Annotated in this window: 27 protein-coding genes, 1 pseudogene and 1 riboswitch; of the genes and pseudogenes, 6 read left to right on the top strand and 22 right to left on the bottom strand. The window is 40.6% G+C overall.

Features of this window, described 5'->3' with window-relative positions; translation table 11 throughout:
• Positions 1–48: 48 nt before the first annotated feature.
• The 8 genes from TY15_RS08200 to TY15_RS08165 all read right to left on the bottom strand — a co-directional run bounded on the left by TY15_RS08200 (position 49) and on the right by TY15_RS08165 (position 5230).
• Entirely contained in the window at positions 49–681 is a 633-nt protein-coding gene (locus TY15_RS08200; RefSeq protein ID WP_040203586.1) for an FMN-dependent NADH-azoreductase, read from the bottom strand.
• Positions 682–1207: 526 nt separating this feature from the next.
• Complete coding sequence (locus tag TY15_RS08195) at positions 1208–1426, bottom strand: helix-turn-helix domain-containing protein (protein WP_040203584.1); 219 nt, start codon at positions 1424–1426, stop codon at positions 1208–1210.
• A 10-nt stretch (positions 1427–1436) separates the two neighbouring features.
• Entirely contained in the window at positions 1437–1922 is a 486-nt protein-coding gene (locus tag TY15_RS08190) for a DUF2975 domain-containing protein (RefSeq protein ID WP_040203582.1), read from the bottom strand.
• A 55-nt stretch (positions 1923–1977) separates the two neighbouring features.
• Positions 1978–2166, bottom strand: a complete 189-nt coding sequence (locus tag TY15_RS08185) for a hypothetical protein (RefSeq protein WP_040203580.1) — start codon at positions 2164–2166, stop codon at positions 1978–1980.
• A gap of 282 nt (positions 2167–2448) precedes the next feature.
• The gene (locus TY15_RS08180; RefSeq protein WP_040203578.1) at positions 2449–2856 is read right to left on the bottom strand and encodes an NUDIX hydrolase; all 408 of its coding nucleotides are present in this window, start codon (positions 2854–2856) and stop codon (positions 2449–2451) included.
• A 22-nt stretch (positions 2857–2878) separates the two neighbouring features.
• Entirely contained in the window at positions 2879–3439 is a 561-nt protein-coding gene (locus TY15_RS08175; RefSeq protein WP_040203574.1) for an AAA family ATPase, read from the bottom strand.
• A gap of 351 nt (positions 3440–3790) precedes the next feature.
• The gene (coaA, locus tag TY15_RS08170; protein ID WP_040203573.1) at positions 3791–4708 is read right to left on the bottom strand and encodes a type I pantothenate kinase; all 918 of its coding nucleotides are present in this window, start codon (positions 4706–4708) and stop codon (positions 3791–3793) included.
• A 216-nt stretch (positions 4709–4924) separates the two neighbouring features.
• Entirely contained in the window at positions 4925–5230 is a 306-nt protein-coding gene (locus tag TY15_RS08165) for a GNAT family N-acetyltransferase (RefSeq protein WP_081799365.1), read from the bottom strand.
• A gap of 135 nt (positions 5231–5365) precedes the next feature.
• Here TY15_RS08165 and TY15_RS08160 point away from each other — a divergent pair, with 135 nt between their 5' ends.
• A complete protein-coding gene (locus tag TY15_RS08160) occupies positions 5366–5881 on the top strand; it encodes a DinB family protein (RefSeq protein ID WP_040203571.1) in 516 nt (171 codons plus the stop codon).
• A 51-nt stretch (positions 5882–5932) separates the two neighbouring features.
• Here the strand turns inward: TY15_RS08160 and def are convergent, their stop codons facing one another.
• The 3 genes and pseudogenes from def to TY15_RS08145 all read right to left on the bottom strand — a co-directional run.
• Positions 5933–6514: a peptide deformylase gene (gene def / locus TY15_RS08155; RefSeq protein WP_040203570.1), complete on the bottom strand. Its 582-nt coding sequence runs from the start codon at positions 6512–6514 to the stop codon at positions 5933–5935.
• Positions 6507–6698 (bottom strand): helix-turn-helix transcriptional regulator, encoded by a 192-nt coding sequence (locus TY15_RS08150; RefSeq protein ID WP_040203569.1) that lies wholly within the window; start codon positions 6696–6698, stop codon positions 6507–6509. The genes def and TY15_RS08150 overlap by 8 nt, the downstream gene beginning before the upstream one ends.
• 217 nt (positions 6699–6915) lie before the next feature.
• Positions 6916–7269, bottom strand: a pseudogene (locus TY15_RS08145) (maltose acetyltransferase domain-containing protein); the annotation flags it as partial.
• Positions 7270–7513: 244 nt separating this feature from the next.
• Here TY15_RS08145 and TY15_RS23530 point away from each other — a divergent pair.
• Complete coding sequence (locus TY15_RS23530; protein ID WP_081799363.1) at positions 7514–7681, top strand: aspartyl-phosphate phosphatase Spo0E family protein; 168 nt, start codon at positions 7514–7516, stop codon at positions 7679–7681.
• 71 nt (positions 7682–7752) lie between these two features.
• Here the strand turns inward: TY15_RS23530 and TY15_RS08140 are convergent, their stop codons facing one another.
• Positions 7753–8220 carry a GNAT family N-acetyltransferase gene (locus tag TY15_RS08140; RefSeq protein WP_040203645.1) on the bottom strand — a complete coding sequence of 156 codons (468 nt, stop codon included), beginning with the start codon at positions 8218–8220 and terminating at the stop codon, positions 7753–7755.
• Between the two features lie 183 nt (positions 8221–8403).
• On the opposite strand from TY15_RS08140, the gene TY15_RS08135 reads away from it, so the two are divergent.
• Positions 8404–9957 carry a hypothetical protein gene (locus tag TY15_RS08135; RefSeq protein WP_040203568.1) on the top strand — a complete coding sequence of 518 codons (1554 nt, stop codon included), beginning with the start codon at positions 8404–8406 and terminating at the stop codon, positions 9955–9957.
• Between the two features lie 81 nt (positions 9958–10038).
• On the opposite strand, the gene TY15_RS08130 is transcribed toward TY15_RS08135, so the two are convergent.
• The 3 genes from TY15_RS08130 to TY15_RS08120 all read right to left on the bottom strand — a co-directional run bounded on the left by TY15_RS08130 (position 10039) and on the right by TY15_RS08120 (position 13461).
• Complete coding sequence (locus TY15_RS08130) at positions 10039–10917, bottom strand: aminoglycoside 6-adenylyltransferase (RefSeq protein ID WP_040203567.1); 879 nt, start codon at positions 10915–10917, stop codon at positions 10039–10041.
• Positions 10918–10949: 32 nt separating this feature from the next.
• Positions 10950–11417 carry a GNAT family N-acetyltransferase gene (locus TY15_RS08125; RefSeq protein WP_040203565.1) on the bottom strand — a complete coding sequence of 156 codons (468 nt, stop codon included), beginning with the start codon at positions 11415–11417 and terminating at the stop codon, positions 10950–10952.
• A 217-nt stretch (positions 11418–11634) separates the two neighbouring features.
• Positions 11635–13461: an APC family permease gene (locus tag TY15_RS08120; RefSeq protein ID WP_040203563.1), complete on the bottom strand. Its 1827-nt coding sequence runs from the start codon at positions 13459–13461 to the stop codon at positions 11635–11637.
• Between the two features lie 156 nt (positions 13462–13617).
• Positions 13618–13762: riboswitch (cyclic di-AMP (ydaO/yuaA leader) on the bottom strand.
• A gap of 148 nt (positions 13763–13910) precedes the next feature.
• Between TY15_RS08120 and TY15_RS08115 the strand changes: the two genes are divergently transcribed.
• On the top strand, positions 13911–14300 hold the full coding sequence (locus tag TY15_RS08115; RefSeq protein WP_040203562.1) for a VOC family protein: 390 nt from the start codon (positions 13911–13913) through the stop codon (positions 14298–14300).
• A 167-nt stretch (positions 14301–14467) separates the two neighbouring features.
• Here the strand turns inward: TY15_RS08115 and TY15_RS08110 are convergent, their stop codons facing one another.
• Entirely contained in the window at positions 14468–17554 is a 3087-nt protein-coding gene (locus TY15_RS08110) for an efflux RND transporter permease subunit (protein ID WP_040203560.1), read from the bottom strand.
• Between the two features lie 101 nt (positions 17555–17655).
• On the opposite strand from TY15_RS08110, the gene TY15_RS08105 reads away from it, so the two are divergent.
• A complete protein-coding gene (locus TY15_RS08105; RefSeq protein WP_040203558.1) occupies positions 17656–18489 on the top strand; it encodes a TetR/AcrR family transcriptional regulator in 834 nt (277 codons plus the stop codon).
• 431 nt (positions 18490–18920) lie between these two features.
• Positions 18921–19136 (top strand): hypothetical protein, encoded by a 216-nt coding sequence (locus TY15_RS08100; RefSeq protein ID WP_040203557.1) that lies wholly within the window; start codon positions 18921–18923, stop codon positions 19134–19136.
• 334 nt (positions 19137–19470) lie between these two features.
• Here TY15_RS08100 and TY15_RS24205 read toward each other — a convergent pair whose 3' ends face one another.
• From TY15_RS24205 to TY15_RS08070, 6 genes are all read right to left on the bottom strand, one after another.
• Positions 19471–19752: a hypothetical protein gene (locus TY15_RS24205; RefSeq protein WP_040203556.1), complete on the bottom strand. Its 282-nt coding sequence runs from the start codon at positions 19750–19752 to the stop codon at positions 19471–19473.
• A gap of 230 nt (positions 19753–19982) precedes the next feature.
• Positions 19983–22187, bottom strand: coding sequence for a methyl-accepting chemotaxis protein (locus tag TY15_RS08090; RefSeq protein ID WP_052353726.1), 2205 nt, complete (start codon positions 22185–22187; stop codon positions 19983–19985).
• Between the two features lie 267 nt (positions 22188–22454).
• The gene (locus TY15_RS08085; protein WP_040203555.1) at positions 22455–23276 is read right to left on the bottom strand and encodes an EcsC family protein; all 822 of its coding nucleotides are present in this window, start codon (positions 23274–23276) and stop codon (positions 22455–22457) included.
• Positions 23277–23878: 602 nt separating this feature from the next.
• A complete protein-coding gene (manA, locus tag TY15_RS08080) occupies positions 23879–24823 on the bottom strand; it encodes a mannose-6-phosphate isomerase, class I (RefSeq protein WP_042374304.1) in 945 nt (314 codons plus the stop codon).
• 23 nt (positions 24824–24846) lie between these two features.
• Positions 24847–25374, bottom strand: coding sequence for an NUDIX domain-containing protein (locus tag TY15_RS08075; protein WP_040203551.1), 528 nt, complete (start codon positions 25372–25374; stop codon positions 24847–24849).
• Positions 25375–25425: 51 nt separating this feature from the next.
• A complete protein-coding gene (locus TY15_RS08070) occupies positions 25426–26289 on the bottom strand; it encodes an ROK family protein (protein WP_040203549.1) in 864 nt (287 codons plus the stop codon).
• Positions 26290–26342 lie beyond the last annotated feature (53 nt).

Below are 26342 nucleotides of genomic sequence, written 5' to 3'. Positions count from 1 at the left end.
GAAAAAGCAGTGAGATGCCCTCACTGCTTTCCATTATCCTATTGTTGCTTACGCTGTAACAGCTGAAAAGCTCTTTGCTACTTCTGCTACTTTCTTTAAACCCTCTGCAATAATAGCTTCAGCTTGTGCTGGAGCTGCATTGTGACCTTCGATAATTACTTCGTTAACGATTTCCATACCGAACACGCCACCAACTACGTTTTTCACATAGTTAGCTGCCATTTCCATTGGTGCCGCTTCTGGAGTAGAATAAATGCCACCGCGTGCACTTAAGATAACAGCCTTTTTGTCTGTCATTAAGCTTACTAATTGGCCATTTTCATCATATTTGAATGTGAAACCAGCTGCGTATACATAATCGATGAATGTTTGTAATGCCGCTGGGATGGTTAAGTTCCATAGTGGGAACGCAAATACAACCACGTCTGCTGCCGATAATGCATCCATCGCCTTTTGTTTCGCTGCAAGAAGGCGTTGTTCCACATCAGTCATTTCTTCGCCAGATTGTAGTTTACCAAATGCATTGAATAGATCTTGGCCAAAGTAAGGCATATCTTCTGCAAAGACATCATATGTCGTAACATTTACGCCTTCTAGGTTCTCCATAAATGTTTCATACATTTTGCTAGAAACTGCTTCAGAAGCAGGACGATTATTTGCTTTTACTACTAATATATTCATAAATTAAATCTCCTTTAGTTATCTTTAAAACAAGTATCTTGAAATAATAATATATGAATATAATATAAATATCAATTTAAATGCTCAACATTCTTTTATGAAAATAGTGGAAGTGAAGGAAAGATTTATATCTCCACTAGACCGCTCGCCCTAAGAATCAGTACCCTCTTCATGCCTGTTTCCCCTTTCCTGAATAACCTTCCTACCTAAATAAACGAATTAAATCTTTAAAAGGATACTACTTATCTTAAAATAAATTAGCCAATTTCGATGGTAATGTGTTCAATATCAAGTCTTTTTATCTGCTAATTTATTGAACTATCAAAAGAATAAAGAAGCCATGTATTTTTGTAACGGGTTCCCTTTCGAGGGGGAAACATTGCAAATCACATCATATTTTTTTTACTAATATCAATGCAATTCTCAGAGTAAATTACATCAATAAACGCAAAGAAGGGATAGCAATTAAGCTATCCCTTAAATTCTCTATCGACTCCCGTTAGTTAATTAAATTTGTTGTCTGTTTTTATTGAGTGTCTTCGTTGCTTTTGTACTCCAAAATATCACCTGGCTGACAATCCAAAGTCTTACATATCGCTTCTAATGTTGAAAGACGAACCGCTTTTGCTTTCCCATTTTTCAGAATGGAAAGATTCGCCATAGTAATTCCAACCCTCTTCGAAAGCTCCGTTACGCTCATTTTTCGTTTTGCTAACATCACATCAATATTAATAATAATTGCCATATGATCCACCTCAGACCGTCAAATCATTTTCTGATTTTATGTTAATCGCTTCTTGTAGAAGCCGTTGGAGGATAGCAGCAAAAACGGCGATAACCAACGAAGCAAAAATGATTATGAGTTGCAATATTCCAAAAGGAGGGTCCATATTCTTCGTTATAAAACGAAAGAGCGGCAAACCTAATACATACAAACCACTGATTGTAAAAGCACAGCACTTTATGTTCTTTAATGCCTTTACGGATAATTCTGAGAATGCTGTGTTTTTGTCAATATACCGTAAAAGATTGAAAGCCTGATAGAGAGCAAAGTAAAAAGGAACAGCTGCTCCATACATCACGATGAAAACGAGATATTTCAAATAAGACATACCTAGGTACAATTCTCCAGCAAAATTTCCAATCTTAGGAACCAAAAATATACACAAAGCAAGCACTGCAATTCCAGCCAGAAAAATAATTACCTTTAAGAAAGCGGTTGAACCTCGTTTAACATTCATATTAAGCACCTCATTTATTTATTGACAATATGAATTTAACATACCATTTATCGTTTTACAATAAATACGTATTGTTTTTTATCAAATTATCATTGTTATTATCTTCACGATTGCAGTTTAAATAATACTCCACAACTTCATTCTCGGTGTAATCTGCGTAGGCTTTGACTAAATCAATGTTCTTTTGCGAAACTTCCCAATCTACTTTTTTCAAATTCTTATCCTTTGGTTCAAAAAATGGCAATATGAAGCCCTTCTTTCTAATCCAAAATATCCAAACTTTTTATTTTAACTCTTAACACCCGAAATCGCACTAATAACATTCTGTACAATGGCTATTGTACAGTGCTAATTTAATGTTGAAATAAGTGGGATTTTTATTAATAAATTTAGAAAATGGCTTTATATCAATAAAAAACACCTACTCACAATTTGCGAATAGGTGTGCGGTTTTATATGTGATTTGCTTATTTTGTCCCCCTAAAGTGAACCCGTTAGTATTTTTGCAGGGCTTCTTTTTCTTTCATTAAAACTCTATGCAAAAAGGCTGAACCGTCTCATCCAAACAATACTCAATTCTTTGTCGAAAATTTCCCCACGTGACCATCTCGAATGCTTGCTGGAGCGGAAAGAAACCCACCTCCAGGCTTTCAAGACTCGTAGTCAATTCCCCGCCTATCGGTTTTCCTAAGAATAACGTATTACAAATCGATTCACTCCTATTCTGGAAGACGCCACAAAATTGAATGATGTCAATATCAATCCCTGATTCCTCTTTTGTCTCTCTGATAGCTGCTGCCTTTAACGATTCTCCCTCTTCGACCTGACCGCCTGGCATTTCCCAGCCACGCCGAGGTCCTTTGATTAATAGTATTTCATTGTCATCGTTCAATACAATTGTCGCAGCCGACACAATATGCTTTGGTGGTGTCATAAACTAACCCTCCCGCTTGTTCCTATATTCGAAATCTCGCTTGAATCTTTTTCGCCACTTCTTCAGAACTTAAGTTGGTATTATTAATACGAAGATAATTTTCCTTTTTGATTTCACCTGGATTAGAATTTAATCTGTATTGTTTATACGTCCTCTTTAACTCGGCTTCCGATTTCTCCACGTTTCGCTTTGTCGGCTTATGCGTGAGGCGATGCAGACTTTTGTTTCGTCCCACTCTTTCTTCTAGGCCTGCCTCCAGCTCAACATAATAAACCTGTCCACCCTTCGACTCAAAGATGTTCGTAATCTTATCCACATAATCCCAGTCCCCTTGGAGGTCAAAAGCCCAAACAAAGGTGAAAATCATGCCTTCTAGATTACTCTTCGCCACGGCTTCAAAAATTTCCTGACGAAATAAATTCACTAACCGTTTCCCTTCTTTTGTCCCGTAGTCAAAAAAAGGTGTAACCAATTCAATCGTCATATGATTATGGAACAGCCTTAATCCAGTTATTTTTTCTAGTTCCTGCCCTACTGTCATTTTTCCAACGGCCTGTGGCCCAAAGATCAATACAAATTTCATAGTCTCCCCCTATTCCCTATCTTAATGAATGGTAATTCTCTTTCTTTTCAAAAATCCCTTTTCCATCTGATAAAGATTTAACTATTCAAATTTGACTAGATACTACTCAAGTTATTAATTGTTCGCCCATGGCTTAATGAGCAGCTGTTAACCAAAAAACAAAAAAATCTCTGCCTGTAGCCTATAAGCAGAGATGTTTGGATAAAAGTGTAGCAAGTATATAGGTGTAAATGATGTAGACAGGCTCTACTTTTTCTTGGTTTCCTAGCTTAAAAGTAGACGTAGCCGTCCTCTCTTTCAGCATCTTTATAATTTTCCGGTTATCACCATATTTACAAACGTGGACACAGTTCATTTCCTTAAATAAATCGTCTCCACGGTATGATCGGAGCCCTTTTTCAAAATAACATTGGCACGGCTCCTTGTTGGTAATATATTTTCGTGCAAATTGATCGCGTTGATCGTCTCCCACGTTTGCGTTGCTTGGACAATCGACTCTGCTCGCGACAAACTCGTAAAGCGATGGAAATAGGATTCGGGTTGGTGTAATGCCGCCTGCTGCAATTGAAGGAAACGCTCCACATACCACTTCTTAATATTTGCCTCATCCGCATCTATATAAAATGAAAGATCGAAAAAGTCACTGACAAAGACTTGATGGGTCTTGTCGACCTGAAGGACATTAATCCCTTCTATTAGTAAAATATCAGGCTGACGAATCTCTCTCATTTCATCTGATACGTCGTAGGTTATATGAGAGTAAGATGGGGCCTCGACATGATCCTTTCCAGCCTTCACATCTCCGATAAACTCAATTAATTTTTGCGTGTCGTAGCTTTCGGGGAAGCCTTTCCTGCTCATGAGTCCTTTTTGGCGTAAAGTTTCTGTCGAATACAAAAATCCATCAGTCGTGACGAGTTCAACCTTTCGTGGCGTTTCCCCGTAAGATAATAAGGTTTGCAACAATTTCGCTGTTGTACTTTTACCCACGGCCACACTGCCGGCAATCCCAATAATATAAGGGACTTTTTTGGCGCTTAATTCTAAGTAGGATGTGGTCGTTGTGTAAAGCTGTTGGGCTGCCTGCAAATGTAGATCAATGAAATGTGTCAAAGGCAAATATACCTCTTCCAGCTCTTTCATCGAGATTTCTCCATGTAGTGCTATAATCTTTTCTAGTTCTTCGACAGGGATCGTAACCGGAGTATGATCACGTAATCCAGCCCAATAGCTTCTAGCAAATTTATGATAAGACGTGTTGGATTTCATCTTTGATCTGTACCTCACTTATGAAAAGTAACTCCAGTTTACCAAAATACCTCTATCATGAACACTTCCTACTCTTATAGACATTGTGGAAACATCCCTATACTCACTTTTCCTTATTGCATTCACCCATTTCTATCTTCATCCATCATATGAAGACCCGTTCTCCCAATTTTAGTCCTTCAAACAAACTCATAATGGCAGCTGAATCCAGTCTTCTCATCTCTGATAAAAAACATCAATTTCCTTCGTCAAAAAGACACTGTTGGGATCTTCCAAATAATCGGCAAAAGGCGGACAATAATGGAACCCAAAACTAGCATAGAGCATTCTGGCCGGATCAAAGACAGCAAGTGATCCTGTTTCCAAGCTGACCCGACGATAGCCACGTCGCTTCGCCTCTTCAAGATTGTGTTCCAAAACTCGTTTGGCCACGCCCTTACGTAGATAAGCCGAGGACGTGCGCATCATTTTGACCTCCCCGTGTTGCCGACCTTCCACATTTATAAAAAACATCTCATCCATTTTAAAATAGAAGTTCTTAAGTACCACTGAACCGGTATGCCCATTCAGAAAATGAAGGATTCATTCTTTAAAAGGAGAATCTTTATATTAATGAAAACTTTTTTACAATGATTATAGAAAGAGAGGAAAACCAAGATGGCAAGAGAAAATTTAGCGGTTGTACCCTTACCTGGTTTTATACCAGAGATAGGTCGATGGATCTGGGGTTTAGAGGACGTGCACCACACCCTTTTAAAAAAAATTGCTGGGCTTAATCAGACCGAGCTGGACACGAAAATCAATGATGGGCATTCGATTGGATCGTTGTTATATCATATCGCTTTAATTGAAGCAGATTGGTTCTATGAAGAAGTGCTCGGCGGGGAATGGAACCCCAAAATCCGTGCCCTATTTCCGCAAGAGGATCGGCAAAGCGATCAGACTTTGACACATATTGAGGGGGAAACCATCGAGGAACATGTACAGCGTCTCCAAGCTGTTCGTGCGGAAGTGCTCTCTCATTTTCGTACAGTAGACTTAGTAGGCTGGCGTACACCGAGGACGCTCGATCCGTACGATGTGACACCGGAGTGGGTAATTTACCATCTCATTGAACACGAAGCCCATCATCGAGGCCAAATTTTTCAAATGCTCTCCCTTTTAAATAAGTAGAGCTGTCAATTTGGCAGCTCCTTTATTGAGGACTTAGGCAATGATGTGCCTTTAATACAAACTCTTGACACTAACATGGTCCGGTAGTTTAAATGGATTTTCCTTATTAATATGGTCGTAAAACATTACGCCGTTTAAATGATCGATTTCATGCTGGACTACGATCGATCCATATCCTTTAAACTTATAGACGACTTCTCTCCCGGTGATATCGTATGCCTTCACCTTAATTCGTTCATACCTTGGCACATATCCTACAACCTCCCGATCAACCGACAAGCATCCTTCGCCTTCCGGAAGATACACCATGTTCACCGAATGACTGATGATTCTAGGATTAATCAGCATATATTCGTGCATTTCTTTCTTTTCATCGGGAAAAAGTGCCGCAAACATCCGTTTATCGAGGCCAATTTGATTTGCCGAAAGTCCAGAACCGGCCCGCAATTTGTACTTCTTGGCAAGCGCGGGATTTTGACTATTTTTTAAAAATTGCAGCATGCATTGCAAGGCTTCTTGGTCTTCGGTACCTAGCGGCAGGCTCACATCAGTCATTTTTTCGCTTAAAATGTCAACCCCTTCTCTAACGATATCCTTCATGGTAATGATATATTGTTTAGAAAACTTACTCATAAATAAACACCTCATCCACTTTTGTATGAAACACTTTAGCAATCTTGAAGGCTAGTTCCAAAGTGGGATCATATTTGTCATTTTCAATGCAATTTATCGTTTGCCGCGCCACTCCACATTCTTGTGCGAGCACTTCTTGCGTCATTCCGAATCGTTTTCGTAATACCTTCATGATATTTTTCATCATCTTCACCACTTTGTCTTAAACATTGGACATTTATCGTAACTTACTCAGAATAAAATGTCCAATCATTTGGACATTTTTACATTAGATTGTTCAGCGTGCAAGTTTATCAACCGCTTTTCTCTATTTATCAACCGCTTTTCAATTTTATCGACCGCTTTGCCTGTTTTATCGACCGCTTTTCCCTATTTATCAACCGCTCACATAGAAAGCCAGTTGCATTTAGAGGGTGTGTGGCAGTATAAATATGTACTCCGGGTGCCATAAAGCAATTATCCCCGATCTTAATCTCACAAACATCCAATAATACACAATCAAAATTAGCATAGAAGTTCTCCCCGACATGAATGTTGTAGCCATAGTCGCAACGAAACGTGGGTTCAATATATAGAGAATTTCCTGTTGAACCAACCAATTCCTTTACCAACTCTGTTCGTCTCTCGTCTTCTGTTTCGAGCGATTGATTGTATAATCTAGTAAGTCTTCGTGCGTTCAAGCGTTCTTTTATTAACTCTGGATCAGCGGCCAGATAAAGCTCACCACTAATCATTTTTTCTTTTTCCGTTTTCAATCTCCTCACCTCATCGACAATATGTTCATATTATTCATGTTAAAATATTTCCCTTTCCTATACATTCCCCCTTCAAAAAAAAGCTTTTCCCAAACCTCTTCAAGCATGTTTCTAAATAGGGTTTATTCTATTAACTCAATTATTTTGTGAACATTTTGTGACTTATTAAAAAAATAGTTGTTCGTACCTTTAGATTTTTGATATATTTTCATTACTACTTTTTTTGTAAATAGGAGCCAATTTTATGTTGCCAATCCCAGTTACGGATAAAAAAAATAACTTATTAATCATGATCAAAACATTAAGAGATGAAATGATTAACTCTGGCATGAAAGAAGGACTTACAAGCGAAAACACGATTGCGCTAAGTCAAAAGCTAGATGAATGCATCGTAAAATATCAAGTCAGCTAAACACTAGAAAAACGTACCTCTTCGACAAGTGCTGACTTGGATCATTCTGATCACCTCACCCTAGACTGTTCTCATAAAAGCTTTCTCATTCTATAGACCAAATACCTATCGTGTTCTTCTCTTACTTTAACCATCCCGATCTTTCTATATAATTGAAGTGCTCGTTCGTTTGTTGGTGATACACGCAAATGATATTCAGATACATGAAATCCTCTGAAAAAACCTTCTGCGTAGGATACCAGTTCTTTGCCGAGGCCTTTACTACGATAGGCTGGGATCAGATAGAATAGATTGACATACCCTATTTCTGTGCCTTCAAATTCCCTAATTTGCATTTCCATTTGTCCAATCGCGACATCATTTTCTTCAACGATGACATGCCCCTTAGGAAATTGCTTAACCATATCGCTAATCCGATTTATATAGGTCTGTTCCGCTCCAAAGCCTTCATCCGTTCCAAAACTCTCAACAAAGGCGTCTTTTCTACAAGTAATCAGCCACTCTCGGTCCTTGTCTGGGTCCATCGTTCGGAAGTTCAACACCATCATCCCCTTTATAAAGAATAGTTCTCCTCCTTTATCATCGTTTCCTTCTTATTGTCAATATAGGTTGAACAAAACCGTACCAACTTAAATAAAACTTAACAAAAGTCATTGTGATTGAAATAAGAATCGATTACAATTTTTCTACTATATCAATTCATTAACGAGGCGGAGGAACAAATGGACATCCTACCCCAGGAGCAGACAATCGTCTATCAATTCTTAAGCATTGCCTTAGGTGGAAATACTTATTTACATCCCTATATCGATGAATCCTACCAGAAAAATGAGTGGGAATATTATGAGGCGTACCAGAAGAGTAATTTAAACGGGAATCCGCTCTTTTCCATGTACTCGACAAAAAGTGAAGAAAAAATTAGGCAAGTGGCGGGATTGCTAGCATGGTGTGACCAGCACCAGCAATTTTTTCCGCTTGATCAACTAATTAAAAAAGGCTACAAATTTGCTTATCACTATTTTCAACACCACTCTTATATCGACTTTGACCATTTCATGAGAAGCTTTGGGAAAAAACAAAAAAATAAGGTGGTAAAGGAACTAGATTTACTTTATCAAAATATTATTCTTTGGTACCTGTGTGTCCGTGAAAATAAACCATTTAATACCAGTAACGTAGCATGGCAATCCTTTCAAAAAGTATTATTGACGACCATGAATGAATTGGAATGGCAGAAGTCCATGTTCTCTCCCGAAATGTTGGCTGCCCATAAAAAGGAGATTGATGAGCTCTATCAGGCCTACAATATCCCCCAAAATGCTCATTTCGATTCATTAGGTTTTTTCCTAGAGTATTTGATCAGCGATAAGTTAACAGGTATCGTTGAAAAATACCCCAGCTATGATTCAGAAAAAGCAGAGCAGCTCGTCTTTCAAAACTCGCCAACCAAATTTATCGGAGCCCTCGGCGGCTGGCTGAAAACCCTGCACATTCAAGAGCTTGATGCAACCGAACAAATCTCATTGACCAAAGGGGATTTGGATACAGTTTTTTTAGAGCTGCTCTATGCAAAAAAATATAATAATGTGAGTCATGCAGAACAAGATTTGTTTTTCATCGCGTGTCTCTATATAAAGTGCCTTAGTTCCCTATATCGCGAGACGAAGCATTTATTTTTGGATCAATCTAAGCAGGATTATTACCTGGAAATGAAAGCCAAGGAGGAAAAGCTTCATGAACAGGAAGCGGATTTATTCAGGCAAAGCCAGGAATGGCAGCTCACAAATAAACAGCATCAACAGCAAATTGACGGATTAACGGAAGAGCTCCGAGCGGCCGAAGCAAAAATCCGGCAATTGGAACAGAAAATCGGCAATCTCGAAGATTATACGGAAGAGGTCCATGCCCTGCGTAGCTTTGTCTATTCGGAGGAACAAGGCGACCAGACTGGTGAGCAGACTCCTTCTTTGAAAAGCATGACCACGTTTATACAGTCTAAGCGAATTGTCATTTTCGGTGGAGCTCCGCATTGGCGGAATAAGGTAAAAGAGCTTCTTCCATCTGTGGAGTTTATCGACGTGGATGAGATGAATCGGGATATTTCCAAGATTCAACGAGTTGATGCGGTCTTTATTAACACTAACGTATTTGCCCATGCCTTTTATAAAAAGATCATGAAAGAGTTAAGCCAAACAGCTACGCCGATGTATTATTTAAGCGGTCACAGCAATCTTGAGAAAACGACTTTTGAAATCTATAAATGGCTAACTGAATAAGCACGTCAAGCCCTCAACCTATCAGCAAATGGAGGGCTTGATATGATTTCTAAAGCACGAATATGCTAAGGATAAATATTTCTACCTTAAATAGATTTCTGTCGCGTCTGGCGGGAGCCCTTCAATATGTTTTAAATAGGCCGTTACACGCTGATCTTCCTCACTCGGGTAAACAAAATCCAACTGGTCCGCCACAGTCTGGGCTGTTCTTCGAAATAAATTACACGAGGCAAATAATGCTTTCCAGACAGCCTCATAACTACCATTTGCATAGGTAGTTAGAAGCTCGGTCCAGCACTCATCAGAAAGGTACTTCTCTAAATATTTGCCACTTTTTCCTATACTCACGGAAAAGTCGGTTTGAATACCAACCTGCCATTCCAGCATCTTCATAAGCATCGACCGAACAGGTTGATTAAGGTGCTCCTGGGCATAAAGAATTTCCCGTCTCCATAAGCCTTTGGCGACATAGGTGGATACCCACCAAAATTCATTACAGCAATCAGCAAAGAATTCAGCAGATGGACGCTTTACCCAGTACTGTTCATCCGTTGGTCGTGGAAGTGCAGGGAGACAGTCATCCTTATCAAGCAAAATAAACGTTAATCTGTCCTCCTGGCAATAGGCATCCTTTGCTTCGATTGGGACGAGCATCAAATCGATCCGGTTCCCATCTAAAAAGAGCATTAAATAGGTAAACCGGCCTCCAAGCTGTGGTGGAAACAACGACATCCCCTCAGGCGTTTGCATGATGATTTTCTCTCCAAAGACGTTAATCCAGCTTTCCTCCTGAAGGAATGACTCCATGTCTGTTACAAGGTAGACAATATCAAAATCCTGGAATGGATCTTTTCGAGCATTGGGATTGGTTCTCGATCCATTCATGGCAACAGCACGGACGCGCTCATCTTGCTCGGCCACTCGCAACACAAGATCGATCATTTCCTGTTCTGTCCGCATCTTTTGACCACTCCTTTTTATACTTTTAGCGCTTACAAATAATAACTCATCACGATCAGTTCCCCTCTAGGTCCCATCATTCGCTCTCCCTCATCAATATAGCCACATGCTTTATATAGTCCTTGAGCCACTTCGTTCTGCACATTAACCGCTAAGACAATTTCGTCAATCTCACGAAAGTGTTTTCTGATAAACTCCGGCAGCAGTCGTAAGGCCATTTTGGCATATCCCTTGCCAAGATGGCGAAAATCGGTGGAAAAGGATCTAATTACAATCGCATGTTCATTATCCGAGTAAGGTTTAGCACCTTCATTTTTATGTAAATCAAAAAAAGTGACAACCTGATCTTCTTCCATTGCTAAGATCGAATACCGATCAATATCTGTGGCAGATAGCTTAATACAATCGGTTGGCCTGCCGGTAAAACGCAGTTGGTCCTCAGTTATTTGATAGTGATCGATGAGAGTTTTAAACCTCTCATCATAGAAATGAAGCTGCATCGTATGATCCCCTTTTCAAAAAGAACGTTTGTTCTTATTTTAACCTATTATAGTGTCAGTGTAAATCCGTTCTCTAACATAAAATCCTATAAAAAACATATGTCATTACATTCTATCGGATCGAGTTATTTTCCTCCTTGACCTTCTTTTTCCTCATACAAAAGGCAGCTCTTTATCTTGAAGAGCTGCCTAAATAAAACTTCTATTTCAATCATTCTTATTTTTTCAAATGATAAGGAACTGTTGTGACAATGACATTTCTCCGATACAGCAAGAAGGAACGAATCAGTAAACTGGATTGGTTATGAAGAATATTGTGCCAGCCCTTCTTTGGAATAAATTGTGGGATGACCACTGTGACTCGGTAGTTCGATTCACTTGCCTTATGTTCCACGGTATCAACAAATTTAGTTAATGGATTAATAATACTTCGATAATGAGAGTGCAGCGTCACCAACCTTACATCAGGCTGCCACTTCATCCACTTCTCTTCAAACTTTTTCTCATCTTCTCGATCAAATGAAACATAGACAGCAAGAATTTGATCCGCAGAGATGGACTTTGCATAATTTAAGGAATTGGCTACCACATTGGTCATGCCAGCAACGGGAACCACCAGCACATTTCCTTCAATCTGAACAATCGGTTCACAAGTGGTCAACCTAAGCTGATCACCAACGGATTCGTAATGCTTGCCAATCCGATGGAATAGTAAAATGATCAACGGGATGAACACTAACACCGGCCATACTTGTGAGAATTTCGTTAAAAAGAAGATCATCATGACAGTGAAACTAATGATTGCACCGATGGTATTGACGATCAGTTTTGGAAGCCAGCCTTGTGGCTTTTCCCGCAGCCATTTCACAATCATTCCGGTTTGAGCCAGTGTAAAGGGAATAAACACCCCAACTGCATAAAGCGGAATCAAATGCTCGGTTTTTGCGTGAAACACCATTATTAAAATAATCGAAGAGACAGCAAGCATAATAATCCCATTTGAATAGCCTAATCGATCTCCTCTAATCAGAAACATCCTTGGGATAAACTTATCTTTCGCTAGATTAACAGCCAGCAATGGGAACGCAGAATAGCCGGTATTAGCAGCAAGGATTAAGATTAATGCTGTCGTCCCCTGAACAAAAAAGTACATGAAATTCCGGCCAAAGATTTCTTCCGCAATCTGGGAAATGACGGTTACTTCTGCCCTTGGCGTCACCCCATAATAGTAAGCAATAAAGATAATCCCTGAAAATAATAGGGCCAATAAGCCCCCCATCATCAATAATGTTTTCGCCGCATTATTTGGGGCCGGATCCTTGAAATTCGGAATGGCATTCGAGATCGCCTCCACCCCAGTTAACGCGGAGCTTCCAGAAGCAAATGCCCGTAAAAGAATAAATAAACTAATCCCTACAACCGGTGTGCCAATAGGAGTGTGTAAATCAGGTGACACGTCACCGGTGATAATTTTATAAATTCCCACACCAATTAAAATGAATAACGCTAAGACAAATAAATATACAGGGTAAGCTAAGACGGAAGCAGACTCCGTTACACCTCGTAAATTTAATATGGTAATCAAAATCACAAACACAATGGCAATCTGTACATTGAACCCATGGAGGGTCGGAAAGGCTGATGTAATCGCGTCCGTTCCTGCCGATACACTTACCGCAACCGTTAAAATGTAGTCGACCAATAGCGAACCACCTGCGATGAGGCCCGAATTGACGCCTAAGTTCTTTTTCGAAACAACATAGGCTCCTCCACCGTGTGGATAAGCAAAGATGATTTGCCTATACGACATGATCAGTGCTGCTAATAAGATTAACACGCCCACAGCAATGGGAATCGAATACCAAAATGCCACGGCGCCTAAAGTAACTAATACGATCAAAATTTGTTCAGGGCCATAGGCCACTGACGATAAGGCATCAGATGAAAGGATCGCTAACGCCTTTGCTTTGTTCAGTTTTTGTTCACCCAGTTCATTGGACTTCAATGGACGTCCAATTAAAAACCTTTTCAAGACTGAAATCATTCAGTATTCACCCCAACGATACAATAAAGTTTGTTTGATATTACCCTTTTATCTAGTTTTTAATCAGAGTAATATTTTTTTACACAAAAAAAGTGCCTACAAGTCAAAGTAAAAAGACCTGTAGGCACATTCATTTTCATGTGTCACAAGCTCCACCTTCCTTCTCATATAACGCTTACGAGGTTAGCTGTCGGGTTCGGGCCTAGAGTAGCCCTACCTTGAATGGATTCACCCCATGGATTATTGATTAATCCATAAAAATGGTTCCCCCGTACCTGATTGGTTTCAGCGATTTAAGAATTTGAAACTGTGATAATAATACTCCTGCTCTTTTCAAATGTAAATAACATTTTATGTAACTAGATTAAAACTTTACTAGACTGATATATCATAAAATCGGGAAAATCGAAGTGTGAATCGTTATAATCATTTTTAAGGAGATGATTACATTGATTAAATATAGTGGGCTCCATCATGTGAGTCTAACCGTAACCGATTTAGCACGGGCAAAACAGTTTTATGGTAGCGTCTTATGTTTGCTGGAGATCCAGCGGCCCGATTTTGATTTCACCGGCGCCTGGTATGCAGTTGAGAACCAGCAACTTCACCTGATTGTCCTGCCTACCTCGCAAACCATTCGTAAGGATAATTATTTGAGCAGTCGCGAAGGTCATTTTGCTCTACGCGTAAAGAATTATGATGATACGGTGGCATGGTTGAAGAAAAATGAGGTAGAGATCTTAGAGAAGCCCACCAGTAAAAGTGGCTTTGCACAGATATTTTGCGCCGACCCTGATGGGAATTTAATCGAGCTCAATGTCGATCAGCAAGATAGGTAATCCCTTTAATCAGTGCCATTCTTAATCGAATTGGCACTATTTTTCCCAAAAATAATCTTCCATTACGCTCTTCAATAGTAACAGTGTATGTATACTTTAATCGAAACAGTTATATTTTCGGCTTAAAAAAGCCCTACAAGACCAAAGATCTTGTAGGGCTTTTCAGATTAATTATCTGATACTTCTTTTCGGTTTTTCCTGAATAGCTTCGATAATACTTCATAAACGATTGGGACAATGATTAACGTTAATAACGTTGAACTTGTTAAACCGCCGATTACGGTAATACCTAGACCCTTCGAGATTAAACCGCCTCCGCCTGAACCAAGTGCTAATGGAAGCAATGCACCAATAGTAGCAATTGCCGTCATCAGGATTGGACGAAGACGAGTAGCACCCGCTTCAAGGACTGCTTCACGCATATTCATACCATCGCGTTCCATATGAATAATTCGGTCGACGAGTACGATCGCGTTCGTGACGACAATCCCGATTAACATCAATAGACCCATCATGACCGATACAGAGATGGTTTCTCCGCCAAGATATAAGCCTGCGAATGAACCAATTACGGCAAATGGTAACGAGAACAGGATCGCAAATGGAGCGACACCCTCACGGAAAGTTACCACAAGAATGAAGTAGACGATGGCAATTGCCGCAGCCATTGCTAGACCAAGTTGAGTGAACGTTTCACTCATATCAGCTTGAACCCCTGCCACGTCAACCGTTACGCCTTTTGGTAGATCTAATTTATCAATATCTTTTTCCACTTTTGCGGTTGTTTTCGAAATATCTTTATCAATAATCGTTCCGGAAACTGTTGCATAGTATTCGCCTTTACTACGTGCCAATGTATTAAGGGTTGTGCCCTTTTTCACGGTCACAAGCTCAGAAAGTGGCATCGTTGTACCTAAGGCGGTCGGAACAGGTGTTGCTAATAGCTCATCAATTGATTGCGGTGTTGCCGCTTGTTCCTGTTGTACAATTACATCTAAGGTGTCACCGTCTTTTTCCACGGTAGTTAACACATCTGTTGCTTTCGTCGGATTTAACATCATGACGAGCTGTCCAGTTGTTAAGCCATATTGCAGGAGCTCATCCTGGGCTACCTTAAAGGTATACTCGACATATGCATCCTCAGCACTAGAAGAAACATCTTTTAAACCGTCATTTTTCTTCATTGATTTTTCAACCATTTTAACGGATTGATTCAGTTTATCTAAATCCTCACTATAGAAGGTATAGCTAACCTCGTTTGTTGCGCCCGTAGCAGAAGTAAAGTTTTGTGATTTCCACTCACCAGATTGGTCAATGTTCTTCACATAGTCTTCAATTTTATCGCGAACTTCTTGGAAATTATCCATGTCTGGATCGAAGATGAGGTACATTAAGGCACCGCCTCCGCCTCCGCCGCCCATCATAGCATTCGTCATGTCACCAGCTTCGGTGACAGATAATTGGACGATATCTATATCTTCGCGTTTGAGCATCTTTTCTTCGACTACTTTAACGTTGGCTAATGTTTCATCCTTCAGTTCACCAGCTTCTGGCGTGTACGTTAAATACATGACTTTATCTTCTTCACTACCCATAAAGCTGAAGCCAATTAATGGAGTTAACGCCAAACTTCCTGCTAAAAGCACAATCGCCAAAATCGAGGTAATGATCTTATGGTTTAGAGCTTTTGCAAGAACGCCTTTGTACCAATTGGACAACTTTCCAGCTTCTTTATGGCCTTTTTCTGTTTTTTCACCGTAAAGCTTCTTCTTAAATAAGAAGTGTGATAGCGCCGGAACAATTGTAATCGCCACTAGTAAGGAAGCACCAAGGGCAAACGACATCGTTAGTGCGAACGGGGTAAACAATTCACCCACCATACCGCCAACGAAAATTAATGGAGCAAATACTGCTACCGTTACTAATGTTGAAGATAGAATTGGTTTGAACATTTCAATCGTAGCTTCACGAACGAGAGCACGGCCATTAAGCTTCTCATCCTTTAAGTGAAGACGGCGGTAAATATTTTCGACAACCACAATGGAGTCATCGATTACCCGACCGATGGCAACCGTGATTGCCCCAAGTGTCATAATATTCAGGGTGATATCCATCCAATGAAGGATTAAGAGCGCCATGAAAATCGAAACAGGGATCGAAACAATCGAAATAATCGTTGATTTGAAGTCACGTAGGAAAAGCAGGATGATTAACACGGCGATTAATCCACCGAATAACGCTTTTTCCACCATCGTTTTAACGGAATCTTCGATTGGTTTTCCTTGGTCAAGCGATAGATCGATCACAAGCCCATCGATTTTTGCCTTTTGATCCTTGATTACCTCTTTCACACTATTGACAACATCGACAGTGTTTGCCTGTTGTTCTTTGACAATTTGGATGGCAATCGCTTCTTTACCATTTGTCCTTGAAACGGATTGAACTTTACCAATGGTTTCAATCGAAGCAATATCGCTAAGTTTCACAAATGGAGCTTGCTGAGTTGCAGATGGTGTGACAGGAATGAGCATATTCTTTAATTCATCCGCTGTCATGAACTTACCGTCAATCGCAACAGCTTGCTCACCTTCTTTAAACTCATAAAGTCCTAATGAAACAGACATGTCACTAGCTTGGATCATTTCCTTGACTTTATCTGCTGTTAAGCCAAGTTCCTTCATTTTTGCTTGATTATACGTGAGGTCAACTTCTTCCACGTGTTGACCAGTGATCGTTGCAGAGGCAACGCCCTCTATTTTCTCCAGTTTTGGAAGGATAATATCCTCAACCGTTGACGTTAATTCAACAATATCCTCTGTTTTACTACTTACACTGAGGGCTGCAACCGGCATCATGTTCATGCTAATCGCCGTTGTGGTTGGCTCTTGTGCCCCTTCAGGTAATTTCACTGCATCTAATGCTGATTCTAAGGCACGCTTGGCCTCATCCATATCAATGCCGTATTCGTATTCAACTTGAATACTAGACATATTCGCATAAGAATTGGAATAAACGGATTTCACGTGGTCTAAGCCATCGACCGCATGCTCGATTGGCATCGACACGTCTTCCATCACTTTTTCTGGTGTTGCCCCAGGATATACTTCCGTAACCATTAGGTATGGGATTGAAATATCTGGGATCGTCTCCATATTCATCCGTGTTCCTGAATAAATACCAGAAACCGTGATAATGATGGTAAGAAGCCAGACGGCTAATTTATTCGTTAAGACAAAATTCACTAAACCTCTCACTATTACACCTACCCTAAATTGACTTATTAAGCTCATTTACCTATAATAATGACCAACGAGTCATTTGTCAAACAAAAGACCCATAGGAGCGATCAGTTACAATGATAAAAAAACAATTAATCATGGAAAAAGCGCTAGAGCTTTTTGCGAAGCAAGGGTTTGCCACGACCACGGTCCAACAAATAACAGATTATTGTGGAATTTCCAAGGGCGCATTTTATTTATCTTTTAAGTCTAAAGATGAATTGATCTTAGCCCTAATTGATCATTTTATGATTCAAATCACCTCGAACATTGACTATATAGTCAATAACATCGATGATGATGCGGAACTTCTATATACATTTTATTATGCGATGTTTGAGTCATTTCATAAGCATTCAGATTTTGCCAAACTCTTCATTAAAGAACAATCGCATACTTTTAATGAAGAGTTCATTGTTAAAATGCAATATTACGATAAATTATCGGAAAGAATGTTTTTATCGTTGATAGAACGCTTATATGGTGAAACAGTCAACCGAATTAAGTATGATTTAATTTACTGTATCAAGGGCTTTATGAATACCTATTCTTCCTTATTTCTGTTCTATAATGTCCCGCTTGATCTGAAGGTATTGGCACAATCGCTTGTTGAAAAAACCAATTTATTAGCGCGGCAAATGACTGTTCCATTTATTTCACCGGAGCTGTGGCAGCTGATGGAGCAGCCGCTGTTAGGAGAGGTCACAAAGGAGCAGCTCCGCAATTTTATCGATCAAAAGGTAGACGAGTTGGAGGAATCGGTGGAAAAGGAGTCGCTGCTTTTACTAAAGGAGCAGTTGATTGCATCAACTTACCCGCAGGCGGTGGTGCGTGGACTACTGGAGAATGTTCGCAATCATCCAGAGTGTAAGTGGATTTCTTATTTATTACGACGGTATTATCAGTTTTAGGTTGAGCCAGGGTGACAAAACGACTTTTAGCGGGCACCCATCATGGGGTGCCCGCTATGTGAAAAATAGTCATCACTTCTACTTAGGAAGTAATTAAGCCGTATTTACGGCTGTTTATTCAGCCAAGAAAAAGGGGCGAAACCAAGTACTTTGCGCCCATCCAGCAACTTAAGGTAAGAAAAGCGCACGACGTCTGGAGCTAGACCATTCTCAAAGTCAAAGCTTTTAAATTCCTATATTTTAAAAACATAAAAAGGACTCGGGGAGTCCTTTTTATATTGATACGCTAGAAATTACAGGAATGGCAAGAATAATGTCGAAAGTTGTGGATAAATGTTTATGGTAATAAAGTCCCAATTGTTGTCTAATAGAAGAGAGAGATAAGTTATTCTGACATACCATTTTTAAGCCTCAGAAGGGAGTGGGTATCAGTGAAAAAAACGATACACATTTACGTTTCCGATTCACTAAGAAAATCCCATAATACAGAAGAGACACAGTTTCAAGGGATAAGAGCCCAGCGACAAATGCAGAAAATCAAAAAAGGGATACACGAGCTTAGTTTAACAACAATCAGCTATATTGCAGCCGATCTTGGAATGGAGACATCAGATTTGCTGAAGGAAATCGAAAAATTCATCGAATGAATTGTAAGGGTTTTCAACAATAACAGTGTCGCGTTTACACGAAATCCCATTAACCAAATGTAGGTCCATCACGTTCATTGGAATAGGCCAATCATTTTGCTAGGATATTTTTGAGTAACCAGTTAGATACATTTTATGAGGCTGTTGCGTAATAAACATGTCTCCACTACGTTTATTACGCAACAGCACGAGTCGCCTACACAAGATCTCCTTGGTCGTTCGTCCAATCTACTTCAACCATAAATTGTACAGTCTTAGAAATCCCTCCAACTTTTTGTCGACAATTCCTAGTCAGCTCCTGACAGATTTCTCTCTTTCTCACTTCACGTCTTTGTTATGATAGTTCTATGCTTAACAGTATTCCAACCAAAAAGAATACTCTCCATCGTTTACCTTCATTTTTTTTACTCACTTCAACTCTATCCTTCTGTTGATATAGAAGTAATGATGTATTCATGTTTACTTTTTTGGAAACCCTACAACCATGACCTGCGTGATAAAACTCTTGGGGAGTGGATTTCATGGACAAGCGCGGAAATCTTTTCGTTGGATTGTTTTGGGGAGCGACTTTAAGTGTCCCATTGTGGCTTGCGGTTTTCGGATGGATTAAACTCATCAATCATTTACTCCTGTAACTAGATTCCTAGAAAGTGGAATAGCCAAGGCCAAAAGACGCCCCATCGAAGGCGCCTTCCTTTTTATTAATAAAAATAGTTTGGTTTCTTGGCCTCGTTCTTGTAGGGGCGATGGTAAATCGCTCATGCTTGCTTCCGGCTTTGATACCGCCCTGATTAATGCAGAGCACGTGTTATAGAACTCCTTTTTTCTACCTTCTAAGCTAGCTGCTTATTTAATTTTTTCCATTCGTGCATTCACTTCCCTAATGGCCTGAACAACCTCTACAACTTCTTTACTTTGTATCTCTATCCCGGCATTTAACTCTTCCGTTTGTTTCAGGACATGTTCTACTTCTAGTTTAATTTCCTGTCCATATGATACCTGCTGAATTGTGGCAGTCATCATTTGCTGGACCATATCCTTAATATGATTTATATTCATCACAATTTCTCCGGCCGTCAGAGCCTGTTCCTTCGTTGCACTTTTCACAGCGCTTGTCTGATTCATGACATGGTCAACGGCCGAAATGACGGCATGACTCCCCTTCACTTGCTCCCCTGTTGCAATAGATATTTGTTGAAATTGATCTTTTGTAGTGGTAATGCCTCTGACTATTTCCTCAGCAGTCATCGTTTGTTCCTTTGTTGCGCTAGTCATCATTTCAGCTTGCTTTGTCACATTCTCAACAGCTTTTGTTATAAATTCACTATTTTTGGTTTGCTCTTCCGTCGCTTTGGCAATTTGATTCACTTCGACTGTAACTTGAGCAATTCCCTCAGAAATCTTTCTAATCGCTTGATTGGTTTGTTCTGCCAATTGATTTCCCACTTTAACCCTTTGTTCCCCTTCTTGAATAGAGGTTATAGCAACAGCGGTTTCCTCCTGAATCCCTCTTATACGCACAGCAATCTCCTTTGTTGCCTTTGCAGAACGTTCTGCCAATTTCCGGACCTCTTCCGCCACCACCGCAAATCCTTTCCCTTGTTCTCCAGCACGTGCAGCTTCTATGGCTGCATTCAGTGCTAATAGGTTGGTTTGATCGGCAATGTCATCAATAATCTCAATAATGCTGCCAATTTCCTCTGAACTTTTTCCTAATTCCTTCATGACATCACTTGCCTGGTTGATCACCTGTGAAATTTCTTTCATACTAACTAATGTTTCATTCAAGGAGCGAGTTCCTTCAACTGCATCTTCCTTAACAGATTGGCTGAGCAAGTTCACTGTTTGAGTACTCCCGGCGACTTGCTTAATAGAACCGACCATTTCCTCTACCGTTTCGAATGTTTGATCCGCCATTCGTGTCAAATTGACTGCATTCTCACTTACCACTTTAATTGATTTACTCATTTCCTCAATAGCTGCAGAAATTTCTTCCACGCTCATGCCGGCATTGCTCACACTTCCAGCCACTTGTTCAATGGAAGCCATCATTTCTTGAATGATCGCCGATGATTCTTCCGCAGAGACAGAAAGGGTCTCTGTACTCCCAGACACTAACTGAATAGACGTGCTCATTTGTTCCACTGCAGCCGAGATTTCATCCACATTGGAAGCCGTCACATGGGTATTTCCCGCCACTGATTGAATGGACGCGACCAGCTCGCTTACGGAATGGTTTGCTTTATTCATGGAAAGATCCAGTTCGCCTGAACTGTTTACCGTTTTATCAATCGACCTTTTAATTTCTGAAATCGAATGGATCGTTGTATCTACATTTTTCACTACCCCATTAACAGATCTTCTAATTATTTTCGTAATGAGGAAAGCAACTAATATACTAAATAGGGCCACAATCAGGGAGGCAATAATTAATTGACTGATTGCCCGTGAAGAACTTTGTTCTGACTCCTTTACCATCGATTGGGTGTCTTGACGGATAGCGCTTTGAAGTTGATTGAGCGATACAATCGTTTTTTCTCTAAGTGGCAGTAAAATCTCCATCTGTTTTGCGATTGCTTGGTCATTCCCTGTTATCGAATTGGCCATAAACTTTGGAATGGCATCAGAATACTGCTTAAAGTTTTGATCAAATACAGCTAATTGCTTCTTCTCTTCCGCCCCGCCCGTTTCCTTTTTCAATTCATCAATATGTTTTCTTGTATTTCTTAAATCCTTATGTAAATTGGCTGCAATGGATGATTTATCCTTACTCTCTTGGTCATAGGCATACTGAGTAGTATACATACTTACACTTGAAACATCCTCTTTCAGGTTTCCAATTAATTCCACTTTTGGTACGCTTGAATTTCCAAACATATGCATTTGATTATTTAATTGGGTTATGTTCTTGTAGGCAACAAATGTTAGTATCGCAAAAAAAAGGATGATAATGAGGTAGCTTCCCCAAAGTTTCATCCGTAGTGATAGTTTACGAGAACCTTTTTTTGAACGTTTCTTTTGTTGCTTTGATGCCTTTTTCATAGATGCCATTTATCCAGTTCACCTCAATTAGATTTATAAAAATACTATACATCAGAGAAGTTAGCCGGTTTCTTTTTTTAGGAAAACTTAGGATAAACTTTACATGAAATTAATAATAGCCTAGATATATTATTTCTTTGTTAATTCGTCGGTTTACCATAGTCCAAATAATAAAAGAAAAACCCTTATTTTATTAAGAGTTTTTCTTCGATATTATAACGATAATCTTGAATGTGTGAGGACTAACATATGGAAAATGGAGGAGGTTTTGCTTCATTACCTCGAACCCACTTCTGGCGTAGAACCAGGTGCTAGCCTCTCCATGATTTTTCTTTTTCGATATAACATGATTCCTGTCTCCGCAAGATCGTTAATCATCGAGCGATTAGTGAATGCCCCGAAGATCATTCCAGCAACAGGGACCATTTGAAAAAGCTTTTTCCAGCCGAATTGGTCTCGATAGGTATAGACGACTTCCCGCCAGCCCTGCAGCTGTGACATCATCTCCGCGGAACCACCGCCTTGCTGGTAATAGCTAGAAAGCTCCTTTAAGATAGCATTCTTACCGACGATATCAGCGGATGAAAATTGCAGGCACTTTACAATAAAAATCCGCTCACTTTTTTCATTCGGATCATAGCCATGGATGATCGCTATTTCCTGTAAGGTTTTTAAGGAAATAGCCATTAGTGCCGGAATATCGATTGCAAGCGTAAAGATTCCGCCGATTCCAGTGCTGGCACCTTGGATCGTGGCGAACTTCTTTCTTTGTTCGGTAAGCTCTTGGCTCAGCTTATTCATCGCGGCTAAGGGAATATCCTTGATATCGGCAACAGCTTGGATGGGGGTGCCCGTTTCTTTTTCGATTAAATGAAAGAGATTATTTTCTTTTATTAAATAGCTACCTCCAGTTTGCACATAGGCGCCCATTTCATCCAGTAAGGAACCAACCTTGTTGTGAATAAATTTTGGCGTAATTTTATCAAGCAGTTTAAATGGCAGGCGTCCTAACTTGTCCCAAATCCACAGATCACTCTGGCCGCTCTCCCACTTTTCAATGGCGGCTAGTTGTTTCAATAATTCTTCTCTTGCTTCCATCTATTTTCATCACCTTCATTCGTTTATATTTTCACGTTTAAAAAGATTGTTTTCCTTCTGACCTATTGGTATACATACGAACTGTTATTGGAAAAGTTTCAAAGCAGCTAAGAAATCGGCAATAATCGCGCGATAAATCCGGCACCAGCTTCCACTAATAAATGAACGACACGCCTGTGGACAAGTAAGAAAAGGCTTACACTCATTCACACTTTTGTGGATAATACTCTCACGGTAGGTCTTTTTTTATCCACATGCACACACCGTGTGGACAGATTCCACTATCTATCCACAATCATCACAGAAATTAGTCACTCATGAGGAAATTCACCCGTTCCTACAGAAAAAAAGCAATGCACTTGTCCACAGAGGAAGGCATTGCTTGCAGCTGTTCTGACCGCCTTCAAGAGAAATGCGATCTTACTAGTTTGTTTCCACTAAACGAATAAAGCTCTCCCCATTCTGGGCGGAAGCCAGCTCATGCACCTGAGCCCTGCTTCACTCAAGGCCGCGATTTATCCAATTACCCCGCGAATGGCGCAACAGCAAAAAAAGCGGAGGCCCCCCATCTAAGGAGCCCTTCCGCTTTTTTGAAAAATGACTTACGTATGCGACACGATCAATTCACAAGCACCATCAATTTCAAACTCGCCAAACCCGACTGGAATAATTAGATTCGTCCCTTTTTTCAACTCATAGCGTTCACCATTATGTAGAAGGGCTCCCTCTCCCTTAATTACACTAAGTAGCAAATAATGATCGTTGAAGGCAAACTCGGCTTTCCCATGGATATCCCACTTAAACACTGTGAAAAACTCTGACTCTACAAATGTTGTGATCGTTGCATTAGCACCATCCTTAACGCTTGGAAAGCTAGCCGCGTCCTGATGCGGTACCGTTGTCACTTCAATCGCTTTTGCTAAATGTAACTCACGCAGATTGCCGTCTGCATCCTTCCGATCATAGTCATAAACACGGTACGTCGTGTCAGAGCTTTGCTGTGTTTCTAAGACTAGCGTCCCCTCACATAAAGCATGGATTGTTCCGCTTGGCACATAGAAAAAGTCACCCGGCTTAATTTTTACACGACGAAGTAAATCGTTCCAATTGCCTGCCTCAATTTGCGCCACCAATTCTTCCTTCGAACGGGCATTATGGCCGAAAATCATATCGGCGCCTTCTTTACAGTCGATAATATACCAGCACTCTGTTTTACCAAGTTCGCCGTTTTCATTGACTTTGGCATAGTCATCATTCGGATGAACCTGCACAGACAAATCCATGTTGGCATCGAGAATTTTTGTTAACAGTGGAAACACTGCTTCCTTCGAATTGCCGAACAGTTCAGGATGCTCGCGCCAAAGATTGTCCAAAGACATCCCAGCAAACGGACCATTTTCAATCACAGACGGTCCATTCGGATGCGCCGATATCGCCCAGCACTCCCCCGTATTTTCGGTTGGAATCTGATAACCGAATTCTTCCTTTAATGTAGTACCGCCCCAAATTCTTTCTTTAAAAACTGGTTGTAAAAATAACGGTTGCAAAAAAATGACCTCCTCTTTGATGTTTAATCCGTCATAAATTTATAACGCAAGATTGCCGCAAGCCCGGCACCATGCTTAAATTCACCGCTGACCACAAGATTTTTCAGTTCTTCCATAGGAATCTTATGTAATTCAATTTGTTCACTCGCTTCTAACTGCTGTGCGTTCGCTGTTAAGCCCGCTGCTGCAAACAAAAATATTTCCTCCGTCGTGGAGCCTGGAGATGGATAAAAGCTCCCCAATTCCAGCCAATGGTTCGCCACATAGCCGGTTTCTTCCTTGAGCTCTTTTTTGGCGACCTCAAGTGGAGCAAGTCCATCGCCGTCGATCATACCCGCTGGTAATTCCCACTGCCAGCTGTTAAGGGCATGGCGGTATTGTTTGATACAGACAACTTCCTTCTCGTTAGTGATCGGCAGGATGCAGACACCCTTTGCAAAATCCAAATAGGAAAAGCTCTTTTCCTCGCCATTCGGGAGACGGACTTGATCGAGGGTAATCCCAAAACGATCAACCTGTTGTTTATCTGAACTCGTAATCGTCCATGCCATTTGATTCACCCTCCTCGTTGATGAAGTTTTTTTTCCAAAAAAGCAGCACTGTTAGTTCTTCGTCAACGCCCGATCAGCCAACAATAGCGCCCCGGTAATACCGGCGTCATTGCCCAATCCCGGGCTGACAATATACGTTGAAAGCTCTGGTATGTGGACATACCCCTGAAGGAGCTCAGGTAAATATTGATAAATTGCCGTGAACACTTGCGGTTGATTGCTCACTCCGCCACCAAGAATAATCTTTTTCGGGGAAAGAATCAAGATATATTGCATCAGGGCTTGCGCCAGATAGTAGCCTTCTAGATCCCAAACTTCGTGTCGGTCAACCAAGTCGATTCCCTTTTCACCCCAACGCTCCTCAAGGGCCGGACCCGCCGCCAAGCCTTCTAAGCAATCATGATGATATGGACATTTTCCTTGGTACGGATCGTTCGGGTGACGTCTGAGTAAAATATGCCCCATTTCCGGGTGTGACAGTCCCTCAAGGACCTCGCCGCGAACGATCGCCCCTGCGCCAATCCCGGTTCCAACGGTAATATACAAACAGCTATCCAACCCTTTCGCGGCACCGAGGGTCGCTTCGCCAAGTGCCGCCCCATTGACGTCGGTGGTAAATCCGACCGGAACAGCGAAGGCATCCTTTAACGTTTGCACAATCGGATAATCCTTCCAGGCAAGTTTAGGCGTGGAGGTTATATAGCCATAGGTCGGGCTTTCTGGATTAACATCGATTGGCCCAAATGACCCCACCCCAATCGCTTCGAGTGGATAGGCCTGGAAAAATTCTACTACCCTTTGCATCGTTTCCGCAGGGACAGTGGTCGGAATCTGAATTCGCTCATGAATCGTCCCGTCCGCTTCGCCTACTGCACAGATAAATTTTGTTCCACCTGCTTCTATTGCACCTAACATGCTCATGCCCTCCCTATTTGTGTGGATATATTCTATACTCTATCATAACCGAT

Source organism: Neobacillus jeddahensis (assembly GCF_000612625.1).
Taxonomy (GTDB): domain Bacteria; phylum Bacillota; class Bacilli; order Bacillales; family Cytobacillaceae; genus Neobacillus; species Neobacillus jeddahensis.
Note: the sequence above shows the minus strand (reverse complement) of the source record. Positions and strands in the feature narration are given on the sequence as shown.

What these genes read in the sequence shown, in the direction of transcription:
- TY15_RS08125 (WP_040203565.1), bottom strand. Translation starts at nt 11,417, where the DNA reads ATGCAGCTTCATTTCTATGATGAGAGGTTTAAAACTCTCATCGATCAC.
- TY15_RS08120 (WP_040203563.1), bottom strand. Translation starts at nt 13,461, where the DNA reads ATGATTTCAGTCTTGAAAAGGTTTTTAATTGGACGTCCATTGAAGTCC.
- TY15_RS23530 (WP_081799363.1), top strand. Translation starts at nt 7,514, where the DNA reads ATGTTGCCAATCCCAGTTACGGATAAAAAAAATAACTTATTAATCATG.
- TY15_RS24205 (WP_040203556.1), bottom strand. Translation starts at nt 19,752, where the DNA reads ATGAGTTTAATCCATCCGAAAACCGCAAGCCACAATGGGACACTTAAA.
- TY15_RS08160 (WP_040203571.1), top strand. Translation starts at nt 5,366, where the DNA reads ATGGCAAGAGAAAATTTAGCGGTTGTACCCTTACCTGGTTTTATACCA.
- TY15_RS08085 (WP_040203555.1), bottom strand. Translation starts at nt 23,276, where the DNA reads ATGGAAGCAAGAGAAGAATTATTGAAACAACTAGCCGCCATTGAAAAG.
- TY15_RS08195 (WP_040203584.1), bottom strand. Translation starts at nt 1,426, where the DNA reads ATGGCAATTATTATTAATATTGATGTGATGTTAGCAAAACGAAAAATG.
- TY15_RS08180 (WP_040203578.1), bottom strand. Translation starts at nt 2,856, where the DNA reads ATGACACCACCAAAGCATATTGTGTCGGCTGCGACAATTGTATTGAAC.
- TY15_RS08165 (WP_081799365.1), bottom strand. Translation starts at nt 5,230, where the DNA reads ATGGATGAGATGTTTTTTATAAATGTGGAAGGTCGGCAACACGGGGAG.
- TY15_RS08135 (WP_040203568.1), top strand. Translation starts at nt 8,404, where the DNA reads ATGGACATCCTACCCCAGGAGCAGACAATCGTCTATCAATTCTTAAGC.
- TY15_RS08105 (WP_040203558.1), top strand. Translation starts at nt 17,656, where the DNA reads ATGATAAAAAAACAATTAATCATGGAAAAAGCGCTAGAGCTTTTTGCG.
- TY15_RS08175 (WP_040203574.1), bottom strand. Translation starts at nt 3,439, where the DNA reads ATGAAATTTGTATTGATCTTTGGGCCACAGGCCGTTGGAAAAATGACA.
- TY15_RS08200 (WP_040203586.1), bottom strand. Translation starts at nt 681, where the DNA reads ATGAATATATTAGTAGTAAAAGCAAATAATCGTCCTGCTTCTGAAGCA.
- TY15_RS08090 (WP_052353726.1), bottom strand. Translation starts at nt 22,187, where the DNA reads ATGGCATCTATGAAAAAGGCATCAAAGCAACAAAAGAAACGTTCAAAA.
- def (WP_040203570.1), bottom strand. Translation starts at nt 6,514, where the DNA reads ATGAGTAAGTTTTCTAAACAATATATCATTACCATGAAGGATATCGTT.
- coaA (WP_040203573.1), bottom strand. Translation starts at nt 4,708, where the DNA reads ATGAAATCCAACACGTCTTATCATAAATTTGCTAGAAGCTATTGGGCT.
- TY15_RS08150 (WP_040203569.1), bottom strand. Translation starts at nt 6,698, where the DNA reads ATGAAAAATATCATGAAGGTATTACGAAAACGATTCGGAATGACGCAA.
- TY15_RS08190 (WP_040203582.1), bottom strand. Translation starts at nt 1,922, where the DNA reads ATGAATGTTAAACGAGGTTCAACCGCTTTCTTAAAGGTAATTATTTTT.
- TY15_RS08130 (WP_040203567.1), bottom strand. Translation starts at nt 10,917, where the DNA reads ATGCGGACAGAACAGGAAATGATCGATCTTGTGTTGCGAGTGGCCGAG.
- TY15_RS08070 (WP_040203549.1), bottom strand. Translation starts at nt 26,289, where the DNA reads ATGTTAGGTGCAATAGAAGCAGGTGGAACAAAATTTATCTGTGCAGTA.
- TY15_RS08075 (WP_040203551.1), bottom strand. Translation starts at nt 25,374, where the DNA reads ATGGCATGGACGATTACGAGTTCAGATAAACAACAGGTTGATCGTTTT.